This window comes from uncultured Streptococcus sp., from assembly GCF_905372115.1.
Lineage (GTDB): Bacteria > Bacillota > Bacilli > Lactobacillales > Streptococcaceae > Streptococcus.
Genome location: NZ_CAJPNR010000009.1, coordinates 35,963 through 62,031 on the forward strand (window position 1 = coordinate 35,963; position 26,069 = coordinate 62,031).

The 26,069-nt window shown below is 42.4% G+C and carries 26 protein-coding genes; 16 read left to right on the forward strand and 10 right to left on the reverse strand.

Going from position 1 to position 26,069, the window contains the following annotated elements; translation table 11 throughout:
- Positions 1-129: 129 nt before the first annotated feature.
- Genes hprK through QZ169_RS04295 form a run of 4 tightly spaced genes read left to right on the forward strand, consistent with a single transcriptional unit; the run spans position 130 to position 2,794 of the window.
- Positions 130-1,065 carry an HPr(Ser) kinase/phosphatase gene (gene hprK / locus QZ169_RS04280; RefSeq protein ID WP_295505062.1) on the forward strand — a complete coding sequence of 312 codons (936 nt, stop codon included), beginning with the start codon at positions 130-132 and terminating at the stop codon, positions 1,063-1,065.
- The gene (gene lgt, locus QZ169_RS04285; protein ID WP_125434373.1) at positions 1,058-1,843 is read left to right on the forward strand and encodes a prolipoprotein diacylglyceryl transferase; all 786 of its coding nucleotides are present in this window, start codon (positions 1,058-1,060) and stop codon (positions 1,841-1,843) included. Before hprK ends, lgt begins: the two co-directional genes overlap by 8 nt.
- Positions 1,844-1,900: 57 nt before the next feature.
- Positions 1,901-2,299, forward strand: coding sequence for a DUF948 domain-containing protein (locus tag QZ169_RS04290; RefSeq protein ID WP_002897219.1), 399 nt, complete (start codon positions 1,901-1,903; stop codon positions 2,297-2,299).
- Positions 2,300-2,314: 15 nt separating this feature from the next.
- Positions 2,315-2,794 carry a YtxH domain-containing protein gene (locus QZ169_RS04295; protein ID WP_295505063.1) on the forward strand — a complete coding sequence of 160 codons (480 nt, stop codon included), beginning with the start codon at positions 2,315-2,317 and terminating at the stop codon, positions 2,792-2,794.
- Between the two features lie 121 nt (positions 2,795-2,915).
- On the opposite strand, the gene QZ169_RS04300 is transcribed toward QZ169_RS04295, so the two are convergent.
- On the reverse strand, positions 2,916-3,218 hold the full coding sequence (locus QZ169_RS04300) for a DUF3270 domain-containing protein (protein ID WP_223311667.1): 303 nt from the start codon (positions 3,216-3,218) through the stop codon (positions 2,916-2,918).
- 130 nt (positions 3,219-3,348) lie between these two features.
- Between QZ169_RS04300 and QZ169_RS04305 the strand changes: the two genes are divergently transcribed.
- The 3 genes from QZ169_RS04305 to QZ169_RS04315 all read left to right on the forward strand — a co-directional run bounded on the left by QZ169_RS04305 (position 3,349) and on the right by QZ169_RS04315 (position 6,180).
- Complete coding sequence (locus QZ169_RS04305; protein WP_295505064.1) at positions 3,349-4,278, forward strand: peptidase U32 family protein; 930 nt, start codon at positions 3,349-3,351, stop codon at positions 4,276-4,278.
- A 219-nt stretch (positions 4,279-4,497) separates the two neighbouring features.
- Positions 4,498-5,784, forward strand: coding sequence for a U32 family peptidase (locus QZ169_RS04310; protein WP_032906623.1), 1,287 nt, complete (start codon positions 4,498-4,500; stop codon positions 5,782-5,784).
- 72 nt (positions 5,785-5,856) lie between these two features.
- Positions 5,857-6,180, forward strand: coding sequence for a CHY zinc finger protein (locus tag QZ169_RS04315; protein ID WP_295505065.1), 324 nt, complete (start codon positions 5,857-5,859; stop codon positions 6,178-6,180).
- A 26-nt stretch (positions 6,181-6,206) separates the two neighbouring features.
- Here QZ169_RS04315 and QZ169_RS04320 read toward each other — a convergent pair whose 3' ends face one another.
- Positions 6,207-6,563, reverse strand: a complete 357-nt coding sequence (locus QZ169_RS04320; protein ID WP_002899965.1) for a hypothetical protein — start codon at positions 6,561-6,563, stop codon at positions 6,207-6,209.
- A 90-nt stretch (positions 6,564-6,653) separates the two neighbouring features.
- Here QZ169_RS04320 and QZ169_RS04325 point away from each other — a divergent pair, with 90 nt between their 5' ends.
- The gene (locus QZ169_RS04325; protein ID WP_175860060.1) at positions 6,654-6,866 is read left to right on the forward strand and encodes a YdbC family protein; all 213 of its coding nucleotides are present in this window, start codon (positions 6,654-6,656) and stop codon (positions 6,864-6,866) included.
- Between the two features lie 26 nt (positions 6,867-6,892).
- Positions 6,893-7,717: an IS3 family transposase gene (locus QZ169_RS04330; protein WP_295505066.1), complete on the forward strand. Its 825-nt coding sequence runs from the start codon at positions 6,893-6,895 to the stop codon at positions 7,715-7,717.
- A gap of 55 nt (positions 7,718-7,772) precedes the next feature.
- Here the strand turns inward: QZ169_RS04330 and QZ169_RS04335 are convergent, their stop codons facing one another.
- Positions 7,773-8,318, reverse strand: coding sequence for a biotin transporter BioY (locus tag QZ169_RS04335; RefSeq protein WP_295505067.1), 546 nt, complete (start codon positions 8,316-8,318; stop codon positions 7,773-7,775).
- Positions 8,319-8,789: 471 nt separating this feature from the next.
- Between QZ169_RS04335 and QZ169_RS04340 the strand changes: the two genes are divergently transcribed.
- The gene (locus QZ169_RS04340) at positions 8,790-9,521 is read left to right on the forward strand and encodes a cyclase family protein (RefSeq protein ID WP_295505068.1); all 732 of its coding nucleotides are present in this window, start codon (positions 8,790-8,792) and stop codon (positions 9,519-9,521) included.
- A 353-nt stretch (positions 9,522-9,874) separates the two neighbouring features.
- On the opposite strand, the gene gorA is transcribed toward QZ169_RS04340, so the two are convergent.
- On the reverse strand, positions 9,875-11,224 hold the full coding sequence (gene gorA, locus QZ169_RS04345; protein WP_295505069.1) for a glutathione-disulfide reductase: 1,350 nt from the start codon (positions 11,222-11,224) through the stop codon (positions 9,875-9,877).
- Between the two features lie 209 nt (positions 11,225-11,433).
- Between gorA and QZ169_RS04350 the strand changes: the two genes are divergently transcribed.
- The 3 genes from QZ169_RS04350 to QZ169_RS04360 are packed head-to-tail and all read left to right on the forward strand — an operon-like array spanning position 11,434 to position 14,547.
- Positions 11,434-12,597, forward strand: a complete 1,164-nt coding sequence (locus tag QZ169_RS04350) for an efflux RND transporter periplasmic adaptor subunit (RefSeq protein WP_002920756.1) — start codon at positions 11,434-11,436, stop codon at positions 12,595-12,597.
- Complete coding sequence (locus tag QZ169_RS04355) at positions 12,581-13,279, forward strand: ABC transporter ATP-binding protein (RefSeq protein ID WP_002906126.1); 699 nt, start codon at positions 12,581-12,583, stop codon at positions 13,277-13,279. The genes QZ169_RS04350 and QZ169_RS04355 overlap by 17 nt, the downstream gene beginning before the upstream one ends.
- Positions 13,279-14,547, forward strand: a complete 1,269-nt coding sequence (locus QZ169_RS04360; protein ID WP_295505070.1) for an ABC transporter permease — start codon at positions 13,279-13,281, stop codon at positions 14,545-14,547. Before QZ169_RS04355 ends, QZ169_RS04360 begins: the two co-directional genes overlap by 1 nt.
- A 98-nt stretch (positions 14,548-14,645) precedes the next feature.
- Here QZ169_RS04360 and lysS read toward each other — a convergent pair whose 3' ends face one another.
- The 6 genes from lysS to QZ169_RS04390 all read right to left on the reverse strand — a co-directional run bounded on the left by lysS (position 14,646) and on the right by QZ169_RS04390 (position 19,952).
- Positions 14,646-16,136 (reverse strand): lysine--tRNA ligase, encoded by a 1,491-nt coding sequence (gene lysS, locus QZ169_RS04365; protein ID WP_295505071.1) that lies wholly within the window; start codon positions 16,134-16,136, stop codon positions 14,646-14,648.
- Between the two features lie 100 nt (positions 16,137-16,236).
- Positions 16,237-16,872 carry a histidine phosphatase family protein gene (locus tag QZ169_RS04370; protein WP_295505072.1) on the reverse strand — a complete coding sequence of 212 codons (636 nt, stop codon included), beginning with the start codon at positions 16,870-16,872 and terminating at the stop codon, positions 16,237-16,239.
- A 62-nt stretch (positions 16,873-16,934) separates the two neighbouring features.
- Complete coding sequence (locus QZ169_RS04375) at positions 16,935-17,420, reverse strand: aminoacyl-tRNA deacylase (protein ID WP_295505074.1); 486 nt, start codon at positions 17,418-17,420, stop codon at positions 16,935-16,937.
- Positions 17,413-18,261 carry a DUF368 domain-containing protein gene (locus QZ169_RS04380; protein ID WP_032912420.1) on the reverse strand — a complete coding sequence of 283 codons (849 nt, stop codon included), beginning with the start codon at positions 18,259-18,261 and terminating at the stop codon, positions 17,413-17,415. Before QZ169_RS04380 ends, QZ169_RS04375 begins: the two co-directional genes overlap by 8 nt.
- Positions 18,262-18,403: 142 nt before the next feature.
- Entirely contained in the window at positions 18,404-19,261 is an 858-nt protein-coding gene (locus tag QZ169_RS04385) for a glycoside hydrolase family 25 protein (protein ID WP_002894996.1), read from the reverse strand.
- Between the two features lie 214 nt (positions 19,262-19,475).
- The gene (locus QZ169_RS04390; protein WP_295505075.1) at positions 19,476-19,952 is read right to left on the reverse strand and encodes a glutathione peroxidase; all 477 of its coding nucleotides are present in this window, start codon (positions 19,950-19,952) and stop codon (positions 19,476-19,478) included.
- Positions 19,953-20,106: 154 nt separating this feature from the next.
- Here QZ169_RS04390 and QZ169_RS04395 point away from each other — a divergent pair, with 154 nt between their 5' ends.
- The 3 genes from QZ169_RS04395 (at position 20,107) to tuf (ending at position 25,681) form a co-directional block, all read left to right on the forward strand.
- Complete coding sequence (locus tag QZ169_RS04395; RefSeq protein ID WP_002930988.1) at positions 20,107-21,339, forward strand: cell division peptidoglycan polymerase FtsW; 1,233 nt, start codon at positions 20,107-20,109, stop codon at positions 21,337-21,339.
- Positions 21,340-21,385: 46 nt separating this feature from the next.
- Positions 21,386-24,232, forward strand: a complete 2,847-nt coding sequence (gene ppc, locus QZ169_RS04400; RefSeq protein ID WP_295505076.1) for a phosphoenolpyruvate carboxylase — start codon at positions 21,386-21,388, stop codon at positions 24,230-24,232.
- 252 nt (positions 24,233-24,484) lie between these two features.
- On the forward strand, positions 24,485-25,681 hold the full coding sequence (tuf, locus tag QZ169_RS04405; RefSeq protein WP_002912857.1) for an elongation factor Tu: 1,197 nt from the start codon (positions 24,485-24,487) through the stop codon (positions 25,679-25,681).
- Positions 25,682-26,069 lie beyond the last annotated feature (388 nt).

Genomic DNA, 26,069 nt, shown 5'->3' on the forward strand with positions numbered 1-26,069 from the left:
TGTTTTTCTATTTTCACTAAAAAGTTGATTTAAATCAAAATATTTTTTCGACCTAAAATCAATCTTAAGGATTCTTTTGAGGTAAAAATTTGCTATAATAGAGGAAGACAAATTTGAAGGGAGAAGACAATGTCGGTAAAGGTCAAAGACCTCTTAAAAATGTCTCGTCTGTCTCAGGAGTACGGAGATAAAGTTTTACTGGAGAAAGAAATTAAAACTTCAGATATTTCTCGGCCTGGACTTGAAATGACTGGATATTTTGATTTTTATACACCCGAGCGGATACAACTGATTGGGATGAAAGAGTGGTCTTATCTGATGAAGATGAGCTCTCATAATCGCCATCAAGTACTGCTGAAAATGTTCCAGCCTGAGACGCCGGTGGTTATCATTGCTCGAAATTTAGAGATTCCTAAAGAAATGATTGATGCGGCTGATGAGAAGCAGGTTGCTATTCTTAGAAGCAAAGCCTCTACTAGCCGCTTGTCTGGAGAAATTTCCAGTTATCTTGATTCTCGTCTGGCTGAGAGGACCAGTGTTCATGGGGTCCTGATGGATATCTATGGCATGGGAGTTCTCATCCAAGGGGACAGTGGAATTGGTAAAAGTGAGACAGGACTTGAATTGGTTAAGCGTGGCCATCGTTTGGTTGCGGATGACCGAGTGGATATCTATGCCAAGGATGAAGTGACCCTTTGGGGAGAGCCGGCTGAAATCCTGCGCCACCTATTGGAAATTCGTGGTGTTGGTATCATCGATGTCATGAGCTTATACGGAGCCAGTGCTGTCAAAGATTCTTCTCAAGTTCAGATAGCTGTCTATTTGGAGAATTACGACACTCAAAAAACTTTTGACCGTCTAGGTAATGATACAGAGGAGCTGGAGGTTGCCGGTGTCAGAATTCCACGTATTCGGATTCCTGTAAAGACTGGTCGCAATATCTCGGTCGTGATTGAGGCTGCGGCGATGAACTATCGAGCTAGGCAAATGGGCTACGATGCTACTAAGATTTTTGAAGAACGGCTAACTGATCTAATCAGCCGGAATGAGGTGAAACATGATTGATCCAGTAGCTATCCAACTAGGGCCTATCAGTATTCGCTGGTATGCCATCTGTATTGTCACAGGCTTAGTTTTAGCCGTTTATCTTGCCATGAAGGAGGCTCCACGCCGGAAGATTATTCCTGATGATATTTTGGATTTTATCCTAGTGGCTTTTCCCGTAGCTATCGTTGGTGCCCGACTTTATTACGTAGCCTTCGAATGGGATTATTACGGTAAGAATCTGATAAAAATCATTGATTTTTGGAATGGCGGAATAGCCGGGATTGCCATTTACGGTGGGCTGATAGCTGGTGCTATCGTTCTCTACTTTTTCTGTCGGAGAAGGCTGATTCATCCGGTTGATTTTCTAGATATCGCAGCACCGAGTGTCATGATTGCCCAGAGTATTGGTCGCTGGGGAAATTTTGCCAACCATGAAGCCTATGGTGCGGCAGTTAAGAGTTTGGACTATCTGCCTAGCTTTATTCGTGAGAATATGTATATCGAAGGCAGTTACAGACAGCCAACTTTCCTCTACGAATCTCTATGGAACCTACTTGGCTTTATCTTGATTATTGTTCTCCGCCGTCGGCCTAAGTTGCTGAGGCAGGGAGAAATCGCCGCCTTCTATCTAATCTGGTATGGATTTGGTCGGATGATTATTGAGGGTATGCGGACGGACAGTCTTATGTTTGCTGGTCTGCGTGTTTCCCAATGGCTGTCGCTGATTCTTATTTTTGTCGGAATTGGCATCATCATATACCAAAGAAAAAAGCAAGCCCCTTATTATCAAGAATAAGAAATTCTTAGAGCCGCTGACTCTTGTAAGAGATGTCTGCAATGAAAGGAGAGAAATATGATAATTGAAATTGCTTATGCATTACTAGCGGTAGCGCTCATTATCTTCGTGATTTACTTGACGATTACTGTCAAAAATCTGGGCGAGAAAGCTGGTAAGATGCTTGATGAAACAGAAAATACCATCAAGGTCTTGACTTCTGATGTCAACGTGACCCTTCACCAAACCAATGATTTACTGGCCAAGGTCAATGTCTTAACTGACGACATCAATCAAAAAGTTGCAACCATTGATCCTTTGTTTACAGCTGTGGCGGACTTATCTGAATCTGTTTCAGATTTAAACGTTCAGGCGCGTACGCTGAGTAAAAAAGCGGTGTCTGCTGGTAAAGGAACCGTCAAAACTACAGCTGGTTTATCTGCTTTGCGTTTTGCTTCAAAATTGTTTAAAAAATAAGAAAGAAGGTCTATTATGGGAAAATTTTCATCACTGTTATTGGGCGCTGTTACTGGTGCAGCTGCTGCCTATTTTCTGACCAGTAAGAAAGGAAAGGAAACGACAGATAAGGTTCGGGACTTTGTAAAGGAATATCAAGAAAATCCTGATGATATACACGAAGCTGTCGTTCAGTCCGCTAAAGACTTTTCAAATCAAGCTGTCAGTGCAATTCAACAAACCAAAGAAAAGGTTGAGAAAGGCGAGATTACAACTGAAACAGTCATCGAATCGGTCAAAGAAACGACCAAGTCAGTCGTGGACTACTCGCAAGATAAGTTTAACGAAATCAAAGAAAAATTTGAGAAAGAAGAAAGCAGCTTAGCTGAGGAAGAACCTGTGATCTTCGAAGAGGAAGAAGAACCTTCAGAAGAAATCATCATTGACTTCGGAGCAGAAGCGACAGAAGGACAAGAAGAAAAGGCTCTTGAAACAGACAGTCAAGAAGAAAAATAAAACAAAGAAGACTAGCAATTTTGCTAGTCTTCTTTGTTTACAAGAACGAAAAAAAGAACCGAGGACTTAAAGCGTCGTCGGTTTTTCTTATATTTTAAAATCGTAGAATCACAAGGTTGGTTTATTTGCTAGTTTGGCGTTTCTTTGCGAACAGGCGATAAGATTGAATGCTAATCAGGCTGGAAGCAATGGCCAAAGTGAAGGACATAAATGTATTCATTTTTAAACTCAAAAATACAAAGCTAAACAAAACTGTCAAGACACAGAAAACAGCAATATTTAAGAAGAAAAAGAGTTCACTTAATCTTGGTGATGTTTCTGCTTCAGGTAAGTACTCTTGATAGAGTGGTGTTTGTTCAGATTCAATTTCTTGGTAGTAGTAGTCAGTTGGGTCATCATATTGTTGGTATTTTCTTACGGGCATAATTCTCTCTCCTTACAGTACCCTCTAATTCTACCATTTTTTTGCAGTTTTAAATATTACAAAAGAGTTACAAAACGAATAAATTCGAATGAAAAACCACTCCTTTATATTTTTTTGCTATAATGGTTTTATGAAAAAGATAATTATTACAGCAACAGCTGAAAGTATAGAACAAGTTGAGGAACTTTTGGAGGCAAAAGTCGATCGAATTTATGTCGGTGAGAAAAATTACGGCCTTCGTTTGCCTCATAATTTTAGTTTAGACGAATTAACTCGAATTTCTGACTTGGTTCACCAAGCAGGAAAAGAGTTGACCGTTGCGGTGAACGCGCTCATGCATCAAGAAATGATGGATAAGATCAAGCCCTATCTTGATTTTCTGCAGGAGATTGGGGCAGATTATATTACCGTTGGTGATGCTGGTGTTTTCTATGTGCTGCAGCGCGATGGCTACAAATTAAAAACCATTTACGACGCATCGACCATGGTTACCAGCAGCCGACAGATTAACTTTTGGGCTAAGAACGCTGGTGTTTCAGAAGCTGTCTTGGCGCGTGAGATTCCTTCTGCAGAGCTTTTTAAGATGCCAGAGATTCTGGAAATTCCTGCTGAAGTCTTGGTTTACGGAGCTAGTGTCATCCATCACTCCAAGCGTCCTCTTTTGCAGAATTACTATAATTTTACTCATATCGATGATGAAAAGACACGGGATCGAGACCTCTTTCTGGCGGAACCAAGCGATCCGCAGAGCCATTACTCGATTTTTGAGGACAATCATGGTACTCATATTTTTGCCAATAATGACTTGGATTTGATGACCAAGCTGATAGAGTTGGTTGACCATGGATTCTGCCACTGGAAGTTGGAAGGTCTCTACACACCTGGTCACAACTTTGTCGGGATTGCTAAGATTTTTGTAGAGGCGAGAGATTTGATTGAAGCAGGCAAGTTTAGCTCAGATCAAGCCTTTGTGCTGGATGAGGCGATTCACAAACTGCATCCGAAAAATCGTTTTCTCGATACAGGATTTTATGACTATGACCCTGATATGATAAAATAAATATTTAAACTACGACTCCTTTTAGGAGTTCTTTTTTGAGAACAAAAATAAGATTTCTAAAACATGAGTAAAAAGTATATGTTCCAAACTATTTTTTTGAATTAATTCGAAAATTAGAATTGTGAAAATAATTCAAAGAACCTTGCTTTTAGGGGTAAATTACTATAAAATAATAAGGATTAGACATCAACACTTTTATATTGCAAATAGGAGAAAATGATGGCAAGAAAGTTGAAACGACCAGAGGTGTTATCACCTGCTGGTACTTTGGAAAAGCTAAAAGTAGCTGTTCGATATGGAGCAGATGCTGTTTTTATTGGCGGACAGGCCTATGGTCTGCGCAGTCGGGCTGGGAACTTTACCTTTGAACAGATGGAAGAAGGGGTTCAGTTTGCGGCTAGTTATGGTGCCAAGGTCTATGTCGCGGCCAATATGGTCATGCACGAGGGAAATGAAGAGGGAGCTGGTGAGTGGTTCCGCCGTTTGCGGGATATCGGGATTGCGGCTGTCATTGTTTCAGATCCGGCTTTGATTGCTATCGCAGCATCAGAAGCACCTGGTCTGGAAATCCACCTATCAACTCAGGCCAGTGCGACTAACTATGAAACGCTTGAGTTTTGGAAAAATCTAGGACTGACTCGTGTTGTCCTAGCTCGCGAAGTGTCAATGGCTGAGCTAGCTGAAATTCGCAGACGGACTGATGTTGAAATAGAAGCCTTTGTTCATGGAGCCATGTGTATTTCCTACTCTGGACGCTGTACATTATCCAACCACATGAGTATGCGTGATGCCAATCGTGGAGGCTGCTCGCAATCCTGCCGTTGGAAATATGACCTCTACGATATGCCTTTTGGACAAGAACGTAAGAGCTTGAAAGGTGAAGTTCCGGAAGAATTTTCCATGTCCGCAGTTGATATGTCCATGATTGACCGCATACCAGACATGATTGAAAATGGGGTGGATAGCTTGAAGATTGAGGGACGGATGAAGTCTATTCATTACGTTTCTACGGTGACTAACTGCTATAAAGCAGCTGTGAATGCTTATCTAGAAAGTCCTGAAAAGTTTGAAGCTATCAAGCAGGATTTAGTCGATGAGATGTGGAAGGTTGCTCAACGTGAATTGGCCACAGGATTCTACTATCATACTCCAACTGAGAATGAGCAGCTGTTCGGAGCGCGACGCAAGATTCCAGAATACAAATTTGTAGCTGAAGTAGTAGCTTATGACGCAGACAGTCAGACAGCGACTATTCGTCAGCGAAATGTTATTCATGAAGGGGATCAAGTTGAGTTTTACGGACCAGGCTTTCGTCATTTTGAAACCTTTATCACAGACCTTCGAGATGCTGATGGGAACAAAATTGATCGGGCTCCTAATCCGATGGAGCTTCTGACCATTCACTTGGAGCAGCCTGTAGAGGCTGGCGATATGGTGCGAGCTCGAAAGGAAGGTTTGATTAATCTTTACAAGGAAGATGGCACTAGCGTGACCGTCCGAGCTTAATCTTATATTCATAGGTGGCTTTTTAATTTAAAAGCCATCTTTATGAATACAGGTTTTCAGAGAGGAAATAGCATGATTCAGGTTTACGGAGATATTCTTGATGAGGAGACTCGCTGCCAGCATTATCACAGTGAGAGAGATATCATAGCCCTTAAGTGCTTTGCTTGTCAGAAATACTATCCTTGCTTTCTCTGTCATGACCGCTACGAAGATCATGCTTTTCTGGCCTATCCTGTCAGTCGGTTAGAAGATCGAGTAGTCCTTTGTGGCCATTGCAGGACTGAGCTGACTATTTCTCAGTACCTTGGCTGTGAGGATGCTTGTCCTATCTGTACTCATCCTTTTAATCCTGGATGCAAGAAGCATCGCTCGATTTATTTTCAGACAAACAAATAACTCTTCCATCCAGTTGGATGGAAGAGTTATCTTTTGAAACGGCGATTGGTGATGCGAATGTCCTTCTTTTGGGCTTCACGGATATTATTGGGTACGAGACTGATTCGCTTAATGTCCTGCACTCGGATAATAGTGGTCATACTTTTCTTGAAATTCTTGATAATCAGCTGCAGGCGCTCGCGATCGTATTTGACAATATCGCCGGTGAAGCTTTTATCCAGAAAGATAACGTGGACACCAGATTGTTTACGCAGAGCTAGTTCGATGGTACGCAGAATGCGGCCGCTGTCCTCTGGTCCTTGTTCATTCTTTTTGCCACTGATAAATTCGTTGGCTCTTTGTAAAATCATTTCGAGATATTTTTTCATAGCTAAAATCTCCATAACTTGTTACAATATATTATATAACAAAATTCCCTAAATTGTAAATTCTTTTACGAATTATTAGTTGGAAAATAAAACAAGAGGTGAAATATGGCTGAATTTACATTCGAAATCGAAGAAAAACTTCTGGTCCTGTCTGAAAATGACAAGGGCTGGACCAAGGAGCTCAATCGAGTTAGCTTTAACGGAGCACCAGCTAAGTATGATCTTCGGACTTGGAGCCCAGACCACAGCAAGATGGGCAAGGGCATTACCCTTTCCAATGAAGAATTTCAAGTTCTCGTGGATGCATTTAAAAACTGATAGAGAAAGGGCACTGCCCCCATAAAATGAGACACAAGAAAACCTCCCCTGTATCTGTCATTTTAGAGTGTTTCGGTATCAAACGTTCAACCTTTTACCGTTGGAGACAGGAGTGTAGGAACTCTCAGAAAAGGGACGAAATCGCAGAGAAAATCGAAGCACTCTGCATGGAAAATCACTTTATTTACGGTTATCGAACCATCACTCGCTTGCTTAAGAAAGTTTATAACCTCATCGTGAATCGCAAGAAGGTCTATCGTATCATGAAGGAAAAGGGCTGCCTCTGCCGTGTCCGTCCCAAGAAAGGACCCAAATTAGGGAAGCCTTACTATGTGACAGCCAATAAGCTAGTTCGTGATTTTCAAGCTGATAAGCCACTCAAGAAGCTGGTCACAGACATTACCTACCTCTACTTTGGAAACTGTAGACTCTATCTATCCTCTATCATGGATCTCTATAATCGTGAAATTGTGGCTTATACCATCTCAGATTGCCAGGATACGGACTTTGTGCTCGACACGCTTCATCAACTCGACCTACCTCAAGGGGCACTCTTACACAGTGATCAGGGATCTGTCTACACCTCAAAAGCATACCATCAGGCTTGTACTGAAAAAGGCATCACCCGCTCCATGTCCCGTAAAGGAACGCCAGCAGATAATGCCTGTATCGAATGGTTCCATTCTTTTCTCAAGTCTGAAACCTTCTATCTCCATAAGTGGAGAAACTTCACCAAAGATAGTATAACAGATATTGTCAAAAATTACATCATATTTTATAATAAAACTAGAATTCAACAGAAATTAAATGACCTGTCTCCTGTAGATTACAGAAAACTGATCGCATCATAGGGGTTTTCTCTTGTCCCATTATTGGGGGTCAGTGCCATTTCTCTATCAGTTTTTTCTATTTCTCTGAAAAGTAGGAATGGAATTTCAAGCTCTTAAAAATAGGAATGCTGATAATGGTGATAGCAACCATTTTTAGCAAGTCAGGCAGGATAAAAGGAGTTAGGCCAACCGCGACTGATTTAGAGAAATCAAGACCTCCTAAGAAATGCAGTCCTAGGATACCACCGACAAAGACGAGAGCGTCACCCAATACATTGGCTATAAAAATTATATAGAAAGGACTGTCCTTATGGGTCAGACTGGATGTCACTAGGGCAAAGAGTAAGTAGAACCAGAGATATCCAGCGCTTGGGCCAAAGAGAGCCTGAAAACCACCGCTTCCTCCGGCAAAGACCGGCAGGCCAATAGCTCCCAAGAGCAGATAAAGGAAAACAGACAAAACTGCTTCACGGGGCTTGAAAATGGTTGCAATCAAACCGACAGCAAAAGTCTGAAGTGTGATAGGAATGGGGCCGATAGAAAAAGCTAATTGAGATAAGACAGCTAAAAATGCAGCTCCTATAGCTGGGAGGGCAAGAAGAAAAGCTTTGTTCTTGTTCATAAATAGTAAACCTCTTTTTATTTATATGGTAACTATTTTAAAAGGTAAATAAAAAAAAGTCAAGTCCTTCTGTATCGGACGAGACAATTAGATAGACAAATTCTTATTTCCGTTTCTTGCTTCTGATGAGCAAGATGATGAAGGCGATAAGACCAAAAATATTAAAGAAAAGGATGCCCAAGGCCGCAAAAAGTTTTTTTGTTTTACTCATCAGTTTTCCTCATTTCTGGATTGCTTTGTACTATCATATCAAAATTTTCAATGTTTGAATAGGCTTCATTAGAAAAATTAGCTATAGCTTTAAACTATATTATTTTCAATAAAAAAGGATTATCTAAAAGAGCTATAAAGAATTGCAGCAGCACACTTTGATTGATATAATAATGCAAAAGTAAATAAGAGTTTTTGCTAGAGGTGTGGGTGCGTAATCAACATCTTCCCAAAGCAAGACTGACTAGATTGGAGAAGGCTATGACAGATTTATTAAAAATTTATCAGGAACTACAGGAGAAAAAATGGGTTAACTTGTCCCATCAGATTAGGGAAGACAGTCCGCATTTTCCAGCTCTGCCTGCCTTGGAGAAGAAGGACATTTTCACTTTGAAAGACGGTTTTCATGTTCAGCAGTTTTCTGTAGTTGGCCAATACGGGACTCATATTGATGCTCCGATTCACTTTGTGGAGGGTGGTCGCTGGTTGGAAGAGATTGAACTAAAAGATCTTTTCCTGCCTTTGGTAGTTATTGATAAGTCTAAGGAAGTAGCAGAGAATCCAGACTTTATTCTGGACAAGCAGGATATTTTAGATTTTGAAGCGGAGCACGGGCAGATTGAGCCAGGAACGTTTGTTGCTTTTCGCTCAGACTGGTCCAAGCGTTGGCCGAGTCAATCAGCTATGCGCAATCTGGATGTTCAGGAGATTCAGCATACTCCTGGGTGGGGACGAGATGCTCTAGAGTTCCTTATCCATGAGCGTGGTGTCAAGGCGGTAGGTCACGAAACTTTTGATACAGATGCGGGTATTCCTACAGCGGAGCATGGGCTGCTCAATGAATACTATCTTTTGGAGCAGGACATTTATCAGCTAGAAGTTATGACCAATCTGGATCAGCTGCCGGCTAAAGGTGCTCTCATCTCGATTAGTTTTCCCAACTGGCATCAAGCCAGCGGTTCACCAGTTAGAGCTGTAGCTATTTTACCATAAAGAAAAAGGAGTCTGAGATTTCATTTCAGGCTCCTTGTCTCATATAATAACTAATAAAAAAATTGCTTTTTATAATCTTTGGAATTTCTTGATGGATATTTGACAATTTATCTTTTAAAATAGTGATGCAGAAGTTTATTGTCTGAAAAAAATCTGAATTTCTTCTATTAGACTATTATTTGAAAGGAATGTCAAATGAAGCTGAAATAGCTTTAATTATAATCTTACAAAAATGTAAGATTCGATAGTAAAATGAAAGATTAGGTTATGGAACGGTCATCATCTTTATTATAAAATGGTAGCAGAAGTCAAAAAGAGGCTGGAATACCAAACCTCTTCTGATTTTGAATTTTTTATCGCATGGTAACGAATTCTTCGGAACCGGTCGGGTGAATAGCAACTGTAGCATCAAAGTCAGCCTTGGTAGCGCCCATCTTGATAGCAACTGCGAAACCTTGAATCATCTCATCTACTCCGTAGCCAATACCGTGAAGGCCAACGACTTTTTCATCCTCACCGGCAGTGATGAGCTTGAACTTGGCCTGTTGGCGGTGCTGGGTAACAGCTGAATACATGGATGTGAAGCTAGATGTGTAAACGTGGATATTTTCTGCTCCGTAAGTCTTGATAGCCTCTACCTCAGTCAGGCCGACTGTCCCAATAGCGGGATGGGAGAAGACGACAGTTGGAATAGTTGAGTAGTCCATCTTAGCATCTGTTTTGCCATTGAAAAGACGCTCAGATAGAGTTCGTCCAGCCTTGATAGCAACAGGAGTTAATTCTTTTTCACCTGTTACATCGCCTAGAGCATAGATGCCTGGTACAACAGTGTTTTGGTACTCATCTACAGAGATGAAGCCACGTTCATTGAGAGTGACGCCAGCTGCTTCCAGATTGAGGTCTTGGACGTTTGGTTTACGACCAATTGCCCAAATAACATGCTGGGCTGTGTGGCTGCTGCCATCTTCAAAATAGAGCTTGAGCTGACCATCAGGCAGTTTTTCCAGCTTTTGCGGAATCTTATGGGGATGAAGCTGGAGTCCAGAGTTCTCCATTTCTTGGAGCAGGCCGTCAATCAGATAACTGTCAAAGTTGCGCAGTGGTCGATCCTTACGAACAAAAAGATCTGTTTTAACTCCTAGAGCATGGAGCACGCCAGCTAGCTCAACTGCTATATATCCTGCTCCGACAATGGCTACAGATTCAGGTAACTCTTCCCAAGCAAAGACATCGTCGGAATTCTCTCCGTAGCCTGCGCCAGGTATATTTGGAATAGCAGCATGAGCACCGGTCGCGATAACGATATGCTTGGCGCGAATGAGCTCGCCGTTGACTTGGACAGTGTTTGCGTCCACAAAACGGGCACGTCCTTCGATCAGCTCGACACCATTCCGCTTGAAGCTGCCATCGTAAGATGAACGTGCTCGGTCAATGTATGCTTCGCGGTTTTTCCGAAGGGTAGCAAAATCAAAAGCTTGATTATCAGAGGTAAAGCCGTAGTCTGGTCCATAATGCTGGATAGCTTCAGCTATTTGAGCTCCGTACCACATAATCTTCTTTGGAACACAGCCGACATTGACACAGGTGCCACCCAGTTTCTTTTCTTCAATAACGGCAACCTTGGCACCGTATTCACCGGCCCGATTCATGGTAGCAATCCCCCCGCTGCCACCGCCAATAGCAATCATATCAAATTCTTTCATCTTGTTAGAATCTCCTTCTATTATATGAGGTAATTGTACCTTTTTTAGAAGGTGAATGCAAAAATCTGCTACGGATTTTAGCGGAGTGACTATCTGAGATAAAATAGCAACCATTTGTGAAAAACTGTAAATTTTTTTAGAAGAATTATGATAGCCTTGTGATATAATATAACAAAAGAAAATCGTTTTCATCAAGAGGAGGAAAAAAGATGAAAAAGTTAAAGAAATGGCAATTATTTAGCATTATTGGAGCTACGATTGCAGTTGTTGCAGGAGCAATTCTCTTCATGTTTTTAAACGGAGGTAATCCTTCTGAGGCACCGGTCGATACGACTCCGCTGGTTCAGAAGGCCAAGGAAGGTTCAGTGGCTTCTTCAGTCTTGCTGACAGGAAATGTCACCGCTAGCAATGAGCAGTACATCTACTATGACAGCACCAAGGGTGACTTGGAAAATGTACTGGTCAATGTAGGCGACCAAGTGACTGCCGGTCAAGCGTTGGTAACTTATAAAAGTGCAGAGGCTCAGGCAGCTTATGATGCAGCTGCTCGGGCGGTTAGCAAAGCTGATCGTCAATTGCATGACTTGCAAACCAATGGTGTGACTGTAAATACAACTGGTGACGAAGAAGCAGATGGGGCGTCTGAAGCTCAGGCTCAGCGTTCTGTGGAGTCTCAGGCAGCTGACCTGCGCGATGCTCGGGCTGATGCAGTTGATAATATGAATAAAGCGCAAGCTACTCTCAATGCCTTGACAGTGACCAGCACTGCAGATGGTACGGTCGTAGAAGTCAACCGTGATGTTTCAAAATCAACAACTGGTGCCACTCAAACCTTGGTTCACATTGTCAGCAATGGAAATCTGCAGATTAAGGGTGAATTATCCGAATACAATCTGGCTAACTTGTCTGTCGGTCAAGAAGTGACCATTACATCAAAAGTTTACCCAGACAAGAAATGGACTGGTAAAATCAGCTACATTTCCAACTATCCGAAAGACGGCCAGCAGGCAGCAGCTCAACCATCTGGAACAGGTGGCAGCGGAACAGCTTCAGGTTCCAAATATCCATTTACAATTGACATTACCAGCGAGATTGGTGAGCTCAAGCAAGGCTTCTCTGTCAATATCGAAGTTAAAAACAATACTCAGGGACTCATTGTGCCAGTCAGCAGTGTGGTAATGGACGGAGACAAGAACTATGTTTGGGTTCTGGAAAAAGGAGTTGCCAAGAAAACAGAAGTGACGCTCGGAAATGCTGATGCTGAAAATCAAGAAATCTCATCTGGTTTGACAAAGGATAGTAAAGTTATCATCAATCCGACAGATAGCTTGAAAGACGGTCAAGAGGTGAAATCTTATGAAGAAGCTAATTGAGTTAAAAAATATTAATAAGAGCTATCGCAATGGAGACCAGGAATTGCAGGTACTAAAAGACATCAGTCTGGAGGTTGAAGAGGGCGAGTTTGTTGCCATCATGGGACCGTCTGGATCTGGTAAGTCTACTCTGATGAATATCATTGGGATGCTGGATCGTCCGACCACTGGTGAATACCATCTAGGAAGCGAAGAAGTAGCTAAGCTAGGTGATAAGAAGCTAGCCAAGGTTAGGAATAAGCAAATCGGCTTTGTCTTCCAGCAGTTCTTTCTCTTGTCTAAGCTTAATGCCTTGCAAAATGTGGAACTGCCCTTGATCTATGCAGGTGTCGGTCAGTCTAAACGCAAGTCCTTGGCCGAGCAGTTTCTGACCAAGGTGGAGTTGGACACGCGGATGCATCACCTGCCTTCAGAGCTTTCTGGAGGACAGAAGCAGCGGGTTGCTATTGCTCGTGCTTTGGTCAATAATCCCTCTCTGATTCTGGCTGACGAACCGACGGGGGCCCTGGATACCAAGACTGGCGAGCAGATTATGGAGCTCTTAACTGAGCTCAATCGAGAAGGGAAAACTATTATCATGGTAACCCACGAGCCTGAGATTGCTGCCTATGCCAAACGGCAGATTGTCATTCGTGACGGTGTTATCTCATCTGATAGCGCTAAGGAAGGAGGACTAGTCTAATGCAAAACTGGAAATTTGCCATTAGCTCCATTCTTGGACACAAGATGCGGTCTTTCCTGACCATGATTGGGATTATTATCGGAGTGGCTTCGGTTGTGGTTATCATGGCCTTAGGAGATTCCATTACCCGACGGGTCAATGAGAGTTTTACCAAAAGTCAGAAAAACATGCGCCTCGTCTTTTCTCCTAAAAAGAGCAAGGACGGCTCCTATACACAAACGGCTGATCTCTATTCTGTAAATGTGGAAGATGAAAGCGAAGAAGTGGTGGAACCACCCAAGGCTCAGGAAGCATGGGTTAAGGAATTGACCCATATCAAGGGAGTGGACGGCTACTATGTGACCAACTCAGCTATGGAAACCTTTAGCTACGAAAATAAGAAGGCTGAGCGCGTCAACTTTGTCGGTGCAAATATGACCTATATTCAGGTGAAAAAATACAAAATAATTGCTGGTCGTGCTCTGAGACAGCAAGACTATCAAGGCTTTGCCAGTGTTGTGCTGCTAGACGAAGGTCTGGCTGCGACCCTTTTTTCTTCCGCTGAAGAGGCAATCAATAAAATTGTGACAGTGGGTGCCAGTAACTATCGGGTGATTGGGGTTTATAGAGATCCTGAAACTGCTGCTGCATCTGGCTCTATGCAGGTCTATGGAGGTAATGCTATTACAACCAATACACTCATAGCCGCAAACTTTGGAGTAGATGAAATTTCAGAGATTGTTCTTCGAGTGAATGATACTAGCTTAGTTCCAGAACTTGGCCCTAAGGTTGCCAAGAAATTAACAGAAATTGCTGGTCTCCAACAGGGAGAATATCAAGTGACAGATGATAGTGCCCTCTATCAGGAAGTGCAAAATATTTATGGTGCCATGACAGGAGTTATCGGTGCCATCGCCGGAATCTCACTCTTTGTTGGTGGTATTGGCGTTATGAATATCATGCTGGTATCGGTCACTGAGCGGACTCGTGAAATCGGTCTACGGAAGGCTCTGGGAGCAACGCGTGGCAATATTTTGATGCAATTTTTGATTGAGTCTATGATTTTGACACTGATTGGTGGGTTGATTGGCCTGCTTCTAGCTGCAGGACTTGCGTCTGTATTAGGCTCAGCCATGAGTCAAATGCTGGAAGGAACACCAGTGACGGTATCTCTACCAGTCAGCATCGTCAGCCTTCTCTTCTCAGCAACTATCGGTGTTCTCTTCGGAATCTTGCCGGCCAACAAGGCCTCCAAACTGGATCCAATTGAAGCACTGAGATATGAATAATACAACAAAAGTCTGGGGAACCAGACTTTTTTTGATGTAAAAAATCCTGCTGGAATACCAGTAGGATTTACTTTGTTAAAATCTGTCTAAAGTTAAGATTATTTCATCGTTGGGAAGAGCAGGACGTCACGAATGGTCGTAACATCTGTTAGCAACATAACCAGACGGTCGATACCGATTCCTAGGCCTCCAGTTGGTGGCATACCGTATTCCAGAGCTTCGACAAAGTCATAGTCAATGCCTGTTGCTTCGTCATCACCCAGTTCTTTAGCTTTGGCCTGTGCTTCAAAACGAGATAATTGATCGATTGGATCGTTCAACTCGGTGAAGGCATTGGCATATTCTTTGGTCATGATGAAGAGCTCGAAACGGTCCGTGAAGCGTGGATCTTCTGGATTTTTCTTAGCCAGAGGTGATACTGCTACAGGATGACCGTAGACAAAGGTTGGCTGAATCAAGGTTTCTTCCACAAATTCTTCAAAGAAAGCATTGATAACATGGCCAACTTCGGTGAAGTGTTTTTCAAGCGGAACTTTCTTTTCCTTGGCCAAGGCAGCAGCTTCTTCAAAACTTATATCTTGCCAGAAATCAACACCCGTAATTTCCTTGATGGCATCTACCATGTGAACGCGTTTAAATGGTTCGTTGATCTTGATTTCAGTTCCTTGGTAGTTGACTGGTCCATCTCCATTAACAGAGACGGCTGCATGTTGGATAATACCTTCAGTCAAGTCCATGATGTCTTGGAAGTCCGCATAGGCTTGGTAAACCTCGATGGAAGTGAACTCTGGATTGTGAGTTGCGTCCATTCCTTCGTTACGGAAGATACGCCCAATCTCATACACTCGCTCCATACCGCCGACGATAAGACGTTTAAGGTGAAGCTCGGTTGCAATCCGCAGTACCATGTCAATGTTTTGGGCATTGTGGTGGGTGATAAAAGGACGGGCAGCAGCACCGCCTGCCTCATTATGGAGAACAGGAGTTTCAACTTCAAGGAAGCCTTGGCCATCCAAGTAACGGCGGATTTCTGAGATGATTTTTGAGCGAGTGACAAAGCGTTCAAAGCTTTCGCGGTTGGAAATCAAATCCAAATAACGTTTACGGTAGATGGTTTCAACATCTGTCAAGCCGTGGAATTTTTCAGGCAGGGGACGCAGAGCCTTAGACAAATGAGTGAGGTGAGTCGCCTTGATAGAAAGCTCACCCATATCTGTCCGCATAATCTCACCTTCGATACCGAGGAAATCTCCTAAGTCAGACTTTTTAAAGATTTCATAATTTTCTTCACCAACCGCATCTTTACGCACATAAATCTGTATTTGGCCTTCACGGTCTTGGATGTGGGCAAAGCCAACCTTTCCTTTGCCACGCTTGGTCATGAGACGGCCAGCGATAATAGCTGTTTCATTGAGTTCGTTTAATTCTTCTTTATCTTTATCGTTGTATTTTTCTTTCAGTTGAGCAGAGTTAGCAGTTCGCTCAAAGCGTTTGCCAAAAGGGTCAATTCCCTGCTCAGCCAGCGCAGCCATTTTTTCACGGCGGATAATCTGCTGGTCATTTAATTCCTCAATATGTTCAGTAGTCATGTTTTTCCTCCAAAAGTTTTCCTACCTATTTTATCACAAAAGATAGGGAAATTCATCTATATTTGGCTATAAAGTAAGAAAAAAAGCTAGAAATCCAGCCTTAATTTTCTGCCTTTTCAAGTAAGTAATCCGTATTATTCCAAGTGATCAGCTCATAATTCTCAAAGTCTTCTGTTTCAAGGATGGTGATACTAGCATTGGTCAGACCGCCATTCTTGCGCAAAAGAGGTGTGTCATAGCCCAGCATAGTCTGAATGCTGGCGGTTAAGTTAGCACCATGCCCGACAATGAGGACCTGTTCATAGTCCTTGTCCTTTAAGGTCTTGATAAAGGAAATGGTTCGGTGGGTCGTATGGTAGACCGACTCAGCATCAAAAAACGTATGATTGAATTGCGAAAGGTTGTGGCGGAAGGCAGTCATCTGGTGCGGATAGATGGCTTCTATGGTAGAGATTTTTGCGCCTTCTAGTTTTCCCAACTGCCATTCTCGCAGTTCAGGCACTGATAAGATTTCAGTCTGGAACTGGCTTTCTTCTTGGATAATCTCAGCAGAGCGAACGGCGCGTGGGAGATCGCTGCTGTAAATCTTGCCAAATTGTGTTTGAGCCAGATGTTTTCCAAGGGTATGCAGTTCTTCAACAGCGGATGGCAGCAGTGGCGAATCACCGCTGGCTCCCTGAAAGCGGCCTTCCTGATTCCATTCTGTTCTTCCGTGTCGGACAAAGTATAATTTCATAGTGGTTGATTGTTTCTTTCTTATTAGAGTTTATTAAGAATATTAGGTGCAGTATTGAAGAATTATGAGCTAGAATTCTCCTTGAGGTCTGCAAAGTCAGCTTGAACAAAATCGGCCAAATCTTGAGCCTTGATTTCGATACTGCGGCCGACTTCGCCGGCAGACACGATGATGCTATCTCGCTCTAGAGCTGACTGGTCGATATAGATTGGAAAGTTGTGCTTTTGCCGGATACCGACAGGATTGTTGGCTCCGTGGATATAGCCTGTTGTCTTTTCCAAGTCTTTCTGAGGAATCATACTGACTTTTTTATTGCCGGAAATCTTGGCCATTTTCTTTTCGGACAGATGCTCTGTGATAGGCAGGATACCGATTAGTGTGCCAGTCTTGTCTCCCGTCAAGGCCAAGGTTTTATAAATCTGCGAACGGTCCAAGCCTTCGGCCGGCTGTTCGGCTAAGGCATTTAGCTGCAGACCTCGATGTTCAATCTTAGCCTTGCTTAAAATTTGCTCGACCAGTGATTTTTTGATTTTTGTTTTTTTAGCCATTAGTATATCTCTCTTCTAATTGTGACATCCAGAGACCCAGCCAGGTACCTAGACCAAAGAAAAAGGCTGCAAGGACAAGTGTCAATATAGAAACTCCATGATAGCTGATGCTTTCACTGTTTCCTGCTTGAGGAACTACAATGAGAAGTGTACTGGATAGGACAATGCCAATGATAAAGTGATAGACACGAGAGTAGTAGTTTTTCAAAATATGATCCATCAGTTTAGAAAAGAGAATCAGTGCTAAGGCGCCTCCGATTCCGATAGGAAGAAAGGTTCCCAAGAGATCCAGTTTGCGAAAGCCATTCAGCATAGGTGCATAGAGTCCTAAAATCAGGAGAAGGTTGGACGGACTGAGTCCGGGAATCAAAATGCCCAGTGCAATCAGGGCTCCTGCTAAAATGAAAGAGAGAAAGTTGGCTGGCAAGGTGCCGACCATACCGTTTAGGGAATAAAGAAAAATTCCTGAGACGATGAGGCTGACCCAGAAAACGAGAATATCAATCCGATCACGCTCACTTTTAGCAACAGACTCTTTAATAAGGCTAGGAACAGTCCCGATGATGGCTCCGGCAAATCCCCAGAGGACAATCACTTTGTAGTTGTCCAGCAGCAGATTGACAGGATAAGAGAAAGCGGCAATTCCTAAAATCATTCCGATTCCAACTGGTATGAAATAGAGAACATTTTCGACGAAGTTTTCCTTTAAATGCGCTAAAAAATGAATCAGGCGCTCGTAAATACCTAAGATAGCTGCTAAAACACCGCCTGAAACTCCCGGTAAAATAAAGCCAAGTGCAATGACCATTCCTTTGAAAATTCTATTCAACCAAGAAATCATTGTATTTTCCTTTTCTAATTTCATTTATCAAATCATTATATCATAAAATATAGGTTTTATTAAGAAGAAACGGCTGGGAATTTCCTATTTTTTGACAATAAAAAACGACAGCAATCATTAAGATTTGAGCTGTCGTTCTGAGCTATTGGCTTTCTTTAGGAACTGTAAATAGCTTTTGATAAGTAGCTGTTTGGTCTTTCAAGGTTGACAGCTGGTTCAAATCAAGATAATGGGAGAAACCAGTCAGCTGACCTTGTGATGTGTACTGGTGCAAGTCGTAATCTTGCTCCGTATTTGGTGCGGCATTGTAGTAGCCGTCGTCATTACCATAAGTCGGAATCCAAATTGCTGTGAACTTGTCAGTGGAGATACTGTGTTCCTCCATAAAATAGGTTCCAATATAGATACCAATATTTTTAACACCAAGTGACTCTAGCTTGGCTCGGAAAGCTTCAACTCCCGCATTCATGTCAGACATAGTCTTTTCTTCGACGTCTAGCCAATAATAGGTTGGATGATACTTAGCAGAAGCCTTGTAGAAACTTTCGGCTTCTTTTTCCATTTCCTTTTTGCTATTGGCGGCCACATAGGCATAGACAGCAACAGGGATGTTGCGCTTTTGAAATTCTTTGATGTGTCTTTCATAAGATTTGTCCAGACCATTCAGATGAGTTGCTGCGTTTTCTTTTTTTGCCTGCGCTCCACTATGAACACGGACAATTACTCCTGAAACATTCTGTGCAAGTAAGTCGTAATTAATCTCACTTGGCAGCTGCCAGCCAGAAATGTCAATGATTGGTCTGGAAATAAACTCTTCATCCAAGGACGAATCGTCAGATGTTTCCTCTTTTTTTGAGGAACTTGGAGTCTGTTTAGTTTGTGAAATTTTTGCCTGTGCTTGCTTTTCCTGAGAGTCAGTAATTTGCTTGCTTATCAAAATAAAAGCGATAAAAGAAGCAAAGAAAATTAGGATTGCAAGCGGTTTAATCCTCTTCCTCATACTGGTTTATTTTAACTTAAAACAAATAAAAAAGCAAAAAATATCCCCATAATTGCTGGAAAATGAATGAAATGTAATATAATTGAAATATTATAAAGCAAAAACAAGACGTTTTGAAAGCCCAAAATGTCTTGTTTTTAAAGACCTTAGCCAAGCAGTGGAAGATGAGTTACCGTTGGCTAAATCGTTTTGCTTTTTCCTACCTTTTATAATATTATAATAGCTTTTGAATGAGTTCTTCTATCTTTTGGGGAGAGGTTTGTGGAGAGAAGCGTTTGATGACTGTTCCGTCTCGACTGACCAGAAACTTTGTGAAATTCCACTTTATGTTTTCGCCCAGAAGACCGCCCTTTTCTTTTTTGAGCCAGTCAAAGAGTGGAGCAGTATGAGGGTCGTTGACATCAATCTTAGCAAATCGGGGAAAGGTCGTTCCGTAGTTAAGGCTGCAAAAGCTATTGATTTCTGCAGCGTCTCCAGGAGCCTGCTGGCCAAACTGATTGCAGGGGAAATCCAGGATTTCAAATCCGTCTTTCTGATAGCGCTCATAGAGTTCCTGCAGTTCTTGGTACTGAGGAGTGAAGCCGCAGCCGGTCGCTGTATTGACAATCAGCAGAATCTTTCCTTTATAATCACTCATTTTTTGCGGGCTTCCGTCTTGTTTTTTAATTTCGATATCGTAAATGTCTGTCATGTTATTCTCCTTTGTTTGCTTCCTATCTTATCACATTTTTATATAAATAAGGCAAAGTAAGCCATGATTGTCCCTGTCTTTGCGCTAGTGCTTTTTTTTCAATCCAAAAGGTGGTATAATGAGAATTGAATTTTTAGAAGTTTAATGGTGAAATATGAAAATTGACAAGAAACACTTGTTGAATTATTCCATCTTGATTCCCTATTTGATTTTATCTGTCTTGGGATTGATTGTGGTCTATTCAACGACGAGTCCTACCTCGATTCAGGCCGGAGGAAATGGTTTTGGGATGGTCATGAATCAGGGGATTTTTTGGATAATAAGTCTCTTTATAATTGCGCTCCTATATAGAATCCGCTTGGGTTTCTTAAAAAAAGGAAGTATCCTGACTATAGTTATCTTTGCTGAGATTATCCTCTTGCTTTTATCTCGTTTTATAACAGGGACTATTAATGGCGCCCATGGTTGGCTCAAGCTTGGAGCTTTCAGTATTCAGCCTGCGGAGTATTTGAAGATTATTCTGGTCTGGTATCTAGCTTTTCGCTTCACAAAGAGGCAGGAGGAGATAAAGGTCTATGACTATCAAGCCCTGACTCACAACCATTGGTTTCCAAAAGCCTTTAACGACTGGCGGACTATGGTGGCTATTCTGATTGGGATTGTAGCTATTATGCCAGACCTTGGAAATGCGACTATTCTATTTTTGACTGTCGTGATAATGATAGCTGTCAGCGGGATTGGCTATCGATGGTTTTCTACGATGCTGGGAGCCATTGTTAGTGTTTCCGGCTTGGTTCTAGCTAGCATTTGGTTGATTGGGGTTGAGCGCGTGGCCAAGATTCCAGTCTTTGGATATGTGGCCAAGCGTTTCAGCGCTTTCTTCAATCCCTTCAAGGATCTGTCTGGCTCAGGCCACCAGTTGGCAAATTCCTACTATGCTATGAGTAATGGTGGCTGGTTTGGGCTAGGACTGGGTAACTCTATCGAGAAGCGTGGCTATCTGCCGGAAGCTCATACGGACTTTGTTTTTTCTATCGTGATAGAAGAGTTTGGTTTCTTTGGTGCCAGTCTGATTCTGGCCTTACTCTTTTTCCTGATTCTGAGAATTATCTTGGTCGGGATTCGGGCCAAGAATCCATTTAACTCCATGATGGCTTTGGGGATTGGCGGCATGATACTCATGCAGACCTTCATCAATATCGGTGGAATTTCAGGTCTCATTCCTTCTACAGGAGTAACCTTCCCCTTCCTATCGCAAGGAGGGAACAGTCTTCTGGTCTTGTCAGTAGCCATCGCCTTGGTACTTAATATTGATGCTAACGAGCGCCGTGATGCCCTGTATGAGCAGATGGAAGCGGAGGCGCAAGGCCGGTCTGAGGAAGCTTAATTACAGTTCGTGTGAACAGTTGTTGCAAAAATGAAAGGTGCAGATTATGTCATTTAACAAATTAGAAAGCTACAGCAATAAAGAAGTGATTCGAGAAGAAGTCGCCATTTTGACAGACTTGCTTGCTGATATTACTCGGAATCTTCTCGGCCCTGAGACCTTTGAAAAAATCTCCCTTATGGAGGAGCTGGCTGTCAACTCCAAATATCATGAGTTAAAAGCAATTGTAGAAGAACTGACGACAGATGAAATGGTTTATATTTCCCGCTATTTCTCTATTTTGCCGCTCTTGATTAATATCTCAGAAGACGTTGACCTGGCTTATGAAATCAACCACCAGAACAATATCAATCAGGATTATCTTGGGAAGCTGTCAACAACCATTGACCTGATTTCAACGCGGGAAAATGCTCAGGAAATTCTGGAAAATCTGAATGTTGTGCCAGTACTGACAGCTCACCCGACTCAGGTTCAGCGTAAGACCGTTCTGGACTTAACCAATCATATCCATAGTCTACTGCGCCAGCATCGAGATGTTAAGGCTGGACTGGTCAATGAGAAGAAGTGGCTAGGAAATCTCCGCCGCTATATTGAGCTTATGATGCAGACAGATATGATCCGTGAGAAAAAGCTGAAAGTGACCAATGAGATTACCAATGTCATGGAGTACTACAACAGCTCTTTCCTACAAGCAATCACCAACTTTATGGTCGAATACAGACGCTTGGCAGAAGAGCGGGGCATCAAGCTGGATAATCCTAAGCCTATAACCATGGGAATGTGGATTGGCGGTGACCGGGATGGCAATCCTTTTGTAACAGCAGAAACCTTGAAACTATCAGCCACCCTCCAGAGTGAAGTCATCCTCAACTATTATATTGACAAGGTTTATACACTCTATCGTACCTTCTCACTATCGACCAATCTCTCAGAAACCAGTCAGGCGGTGGCAGAAATGGCAGCTCTGTCTACTGACAAGTCTGTTTATCGGGAAAATGAGCCTTACCGCCGTTCTTTCCACTATATCCAGTCCAAGCTGATTCAAACCTTGCTTTACCTTAAAGAAGGCAACTTTTCAACTGACGGTCAGCGATTGACTGACCGAGCTGAGGAAAAATTGTCTGCGAAGGCCAACCTTTCTGTCAGCAATAAAGGAAGAGAAATCATCCCTAATTATATCCAGTCTCGTATCAGCGAGACCCTGACTGAGCTGAAGAAGGAGGAGACACCTTCTTACAGAACCGCTCAGGAATTTAAAGAAGACTTGCAGGTCATTTATGATTCTCTTATCGAACATCATGGTGAAGCCTTGGTAAGTGGGGACTTGACTGAACTTCTCCAAGCAGTTGATGTTTTTGGCTTCTACTTGGCCAGCATTGATATGCGGCAGGATTCCAGCGTTCATGAGGCCTGTGTGGCTGAACTCTTGGCATCAGCTAATATTGTCCAGGATTATAGTAGTCTGTCGGAAGAAGACAAATGTCAGGTCCTCCTTAAACAGCTGCTTGAAGATCCTCGTATTCTGTCTGCTACTCATGAATCTAAATCCGAACTCCTGCAAAAAGAACTGGAGATTTTCAAAACAGCTCGTCAGCTAAAAGATGCCATTGGTGAGGAAGTGATTAAGCAGAATATTATCTCTCACTCGACCAGTGTTTCTGACTTGCTAGAATTAGCGATTATGCTCAAGGAAGTGGGGCTGATTGATGAAAATGGCGCTCGTGTCCAGATTGTTCCGCTCTTTGAGACCATTGAAGACTTAGACAATTCCTGCAATACCATGGAGAAATACCTATCTCTGCCGATTGCGCAGAAGTGGATTGCTTCTAAGGATAATTATCAGGAAATCATGCTGGGCTATTCAGACAGTAATAAGGACGGTGGCTACCTGTCTTCTTGTTGGACCCTCTACAAGGCTCAGCAGCAGCTGACAGCCATTGGTGATCAATTTGGCGTAAAAATTACCTTCTTCCATGGCCGGGGAGGTACAGTAGGACGTGGTGGTGGTCCAACTTATGAAGCCATCACTTCTCAGCCACTCCGCAGTATCAATGACCGGATCCGTCTCACTGAGCAAGGGGAAGTCATTGGCAATAAATATGGAAACAAAGACGCAGCCTACTATAACTTGGAAATGCTGGTGTCTGCTGCCATTAACCGCATGGTAACTCATAAGAAGAGCGATAGCCATACGTCTGATAAATATGAGCGAATCATGGACCAAGTAGTCAATCGCAGTTATCAGATTTACCGTGATTTGGTCTTTGGCGACGAGCGTTTCTACGATTATTTCTTCGAATCCAGCCCTATCAAAGCCATTTCTAGCTTCAATATCGGTTCTCGTCCAGCAGCCCGTAAAACCATTACCGAAATCGGTGGCTTAAGGGCTATTCCGTGGGTCTTCTCATGGTCTCAAAGTCGGGTTATGTTCCCAGGTTGGTATGGTGTCGGGTCAAGTTTCAAGGAATTCATTGATGAAGACCCAGAAAATAACTTAGCCTTTCTGCAATTTATGTATAAGAGATGGCCTTTCTTCAAGTCACTCTTATCAAATGTAGACATGGTTCTGTCTAAGTCAAATATGAATATCGCTTTTGAGTATGCGCAGCTTTGCGAAGATCAGAATGTGCGAGATATATTCAATATTATCTTGGATGAGTGGCAGCTGACTAAAGATGTCATTCTAGAGATTGAAGGTCACGATGAGCTCCTTGCTGAAAATACCTATCTGAGGGATAGCTTGCACTATCGTATGCCTTACTTCAATGTTTTGAACTATATCCAGCTAGAACTGATCAAGCGTCAGCGAAATGGCCAGCTCACACCTGATCAAGAAAAGCTGATTCACATCACCATCAACGGTATTGCGACTGGTCTGCGAAACTCTGGCTAATACAAAGAAAATCGGAATTGTTCCGGTTTTTTCTATTTTTGTAACCAAAGGGCTTCTTAATTCGTTATACTAGTGACAGTTCAACCACTTTTCTTGGTATCAACCTTACTACAAATTAGACAAGGAATAATTCACAAAAAAATGCTAAAAGACTTGCATTTTCATTTAAATTTGATAAAATAGTAAGGAAAGTTAGACTGTATTGCCTACTGTCTATCTATAAAATATATTTTATTGGAGGCTTTTACTCAAATGGCAAAAGAAAAATACGATCGTAGTAAACCACACGTTAACATTGGTACTATCGGACACGTTGACCACGGTAAAACTACTTTGACAGCAGCTATCACAACTGTATTGGCACGTCGCTTGCCTTCAGCAGTTAACCAACCTAAAGACTATGCGTCTATCGATGCTGCTCCAGAAGAACGCGAACGCGGAATCACTATCAACACTGCGCACGTTGAGTATGAAACTGCTAAGCGTCACTACGCTCACATCGACGCTCCAGGACACGCGGACTACGTTAAAAACATGATTACTGGTGCCGCTCAAATGGACGGAGCTATCCTTGTAGTAGCTTCAACTGACGGACCAATGCCACAAACTCGTGAGCACATCTTGCTTTCACGTCAGGTTGGTGTTAAGCACTTGATCGTCTTCATGAACAAAGTTGACTTGGTAGACGATGAAGAATTGCTTGAATTGGTTGAAATGGAAATCCGTGACCTCTTGTCAGAATATGACTTCCCAGGTGACGATCTTCCAGTTATCCAAGGTTCAGCTCTTAAAGCTCTTGAAGGTGACTCTAAATTTGAAGACATCATCATGGAATTGATGGACACTGTTGATGAGTACATCCCAGAACCAGAACGCGATACTGACAAGCCATTGCTTCTTCCAGTCGAAGACGTATTCTCAATCACTGGTCGTGGTACAGTTGCTTCAGGACGTATCGACCGTGGTATCGTTAAAGTCAACGATGAAATCGAAATCGTTGGTATCAAAGAAGAAATTCAAAAAGCAGTTGTTACTGGTGTTGAAATGTTCCGTAAACAGCTTGACGAAGGTCTTGCAGGGGACAACGTAGGTGTGCTTCTCCGTGGTATCCAACGTGATGAAATCGAACGTGGACAAGTTATCGCTAAACCAGGTTCAATTAACCCACACACTAAATTCAAGGGTGAAGTTTATATCCTTACTAAAGAAGAAGGCGGACGTCACACTCCATTCTTCAACAACTATCGTCCACAGTTCTACTTCCGTACAACTGACGTTACAGGTTCAATCGAACTTCCAGCAGGTACTGAAATGGTAATGCCTGGTGATAACGTAACAATCGACGTTGAGTTGATCCACCCAATCGCCGTTGAACAAGGTACTACTTTCTCTATCCGTGAAGGTGGACGTACCGTTGGTTCAGGTATGGTTACAGAAATCGAAGCTTAATTCGATTCCGTTCCCAGATAACAATTATAGTCAGACACTAAACCCCGTGAAAACGGGGTTTTTTAGTATGTAGAATAATAAAAGGTAGTTGGTAATCTCCAGAATAGATAGCTTGATTTTGCAGAAGCATCTTGAAGATGGTTTAAGAGGCGGGAAGGCAAGAAGTGTAGATATAAGCTTGATAGAATTTTTGCCCTTTTTAATTAGGTTGGGGAAGAAAGTATCATTTAAAACAGAGATTCTTTCAGGAAGGATTTTCACTTTTCACTGAAAGTATAGTATAATAAGAAATAGAATACATTTGGAGAAGAAAAATGCCCTCAAAATCAGGATCATCACCTTATGCTAAAAATAATGACGGTAATAAAGAAATAGAAAAAATAATCTC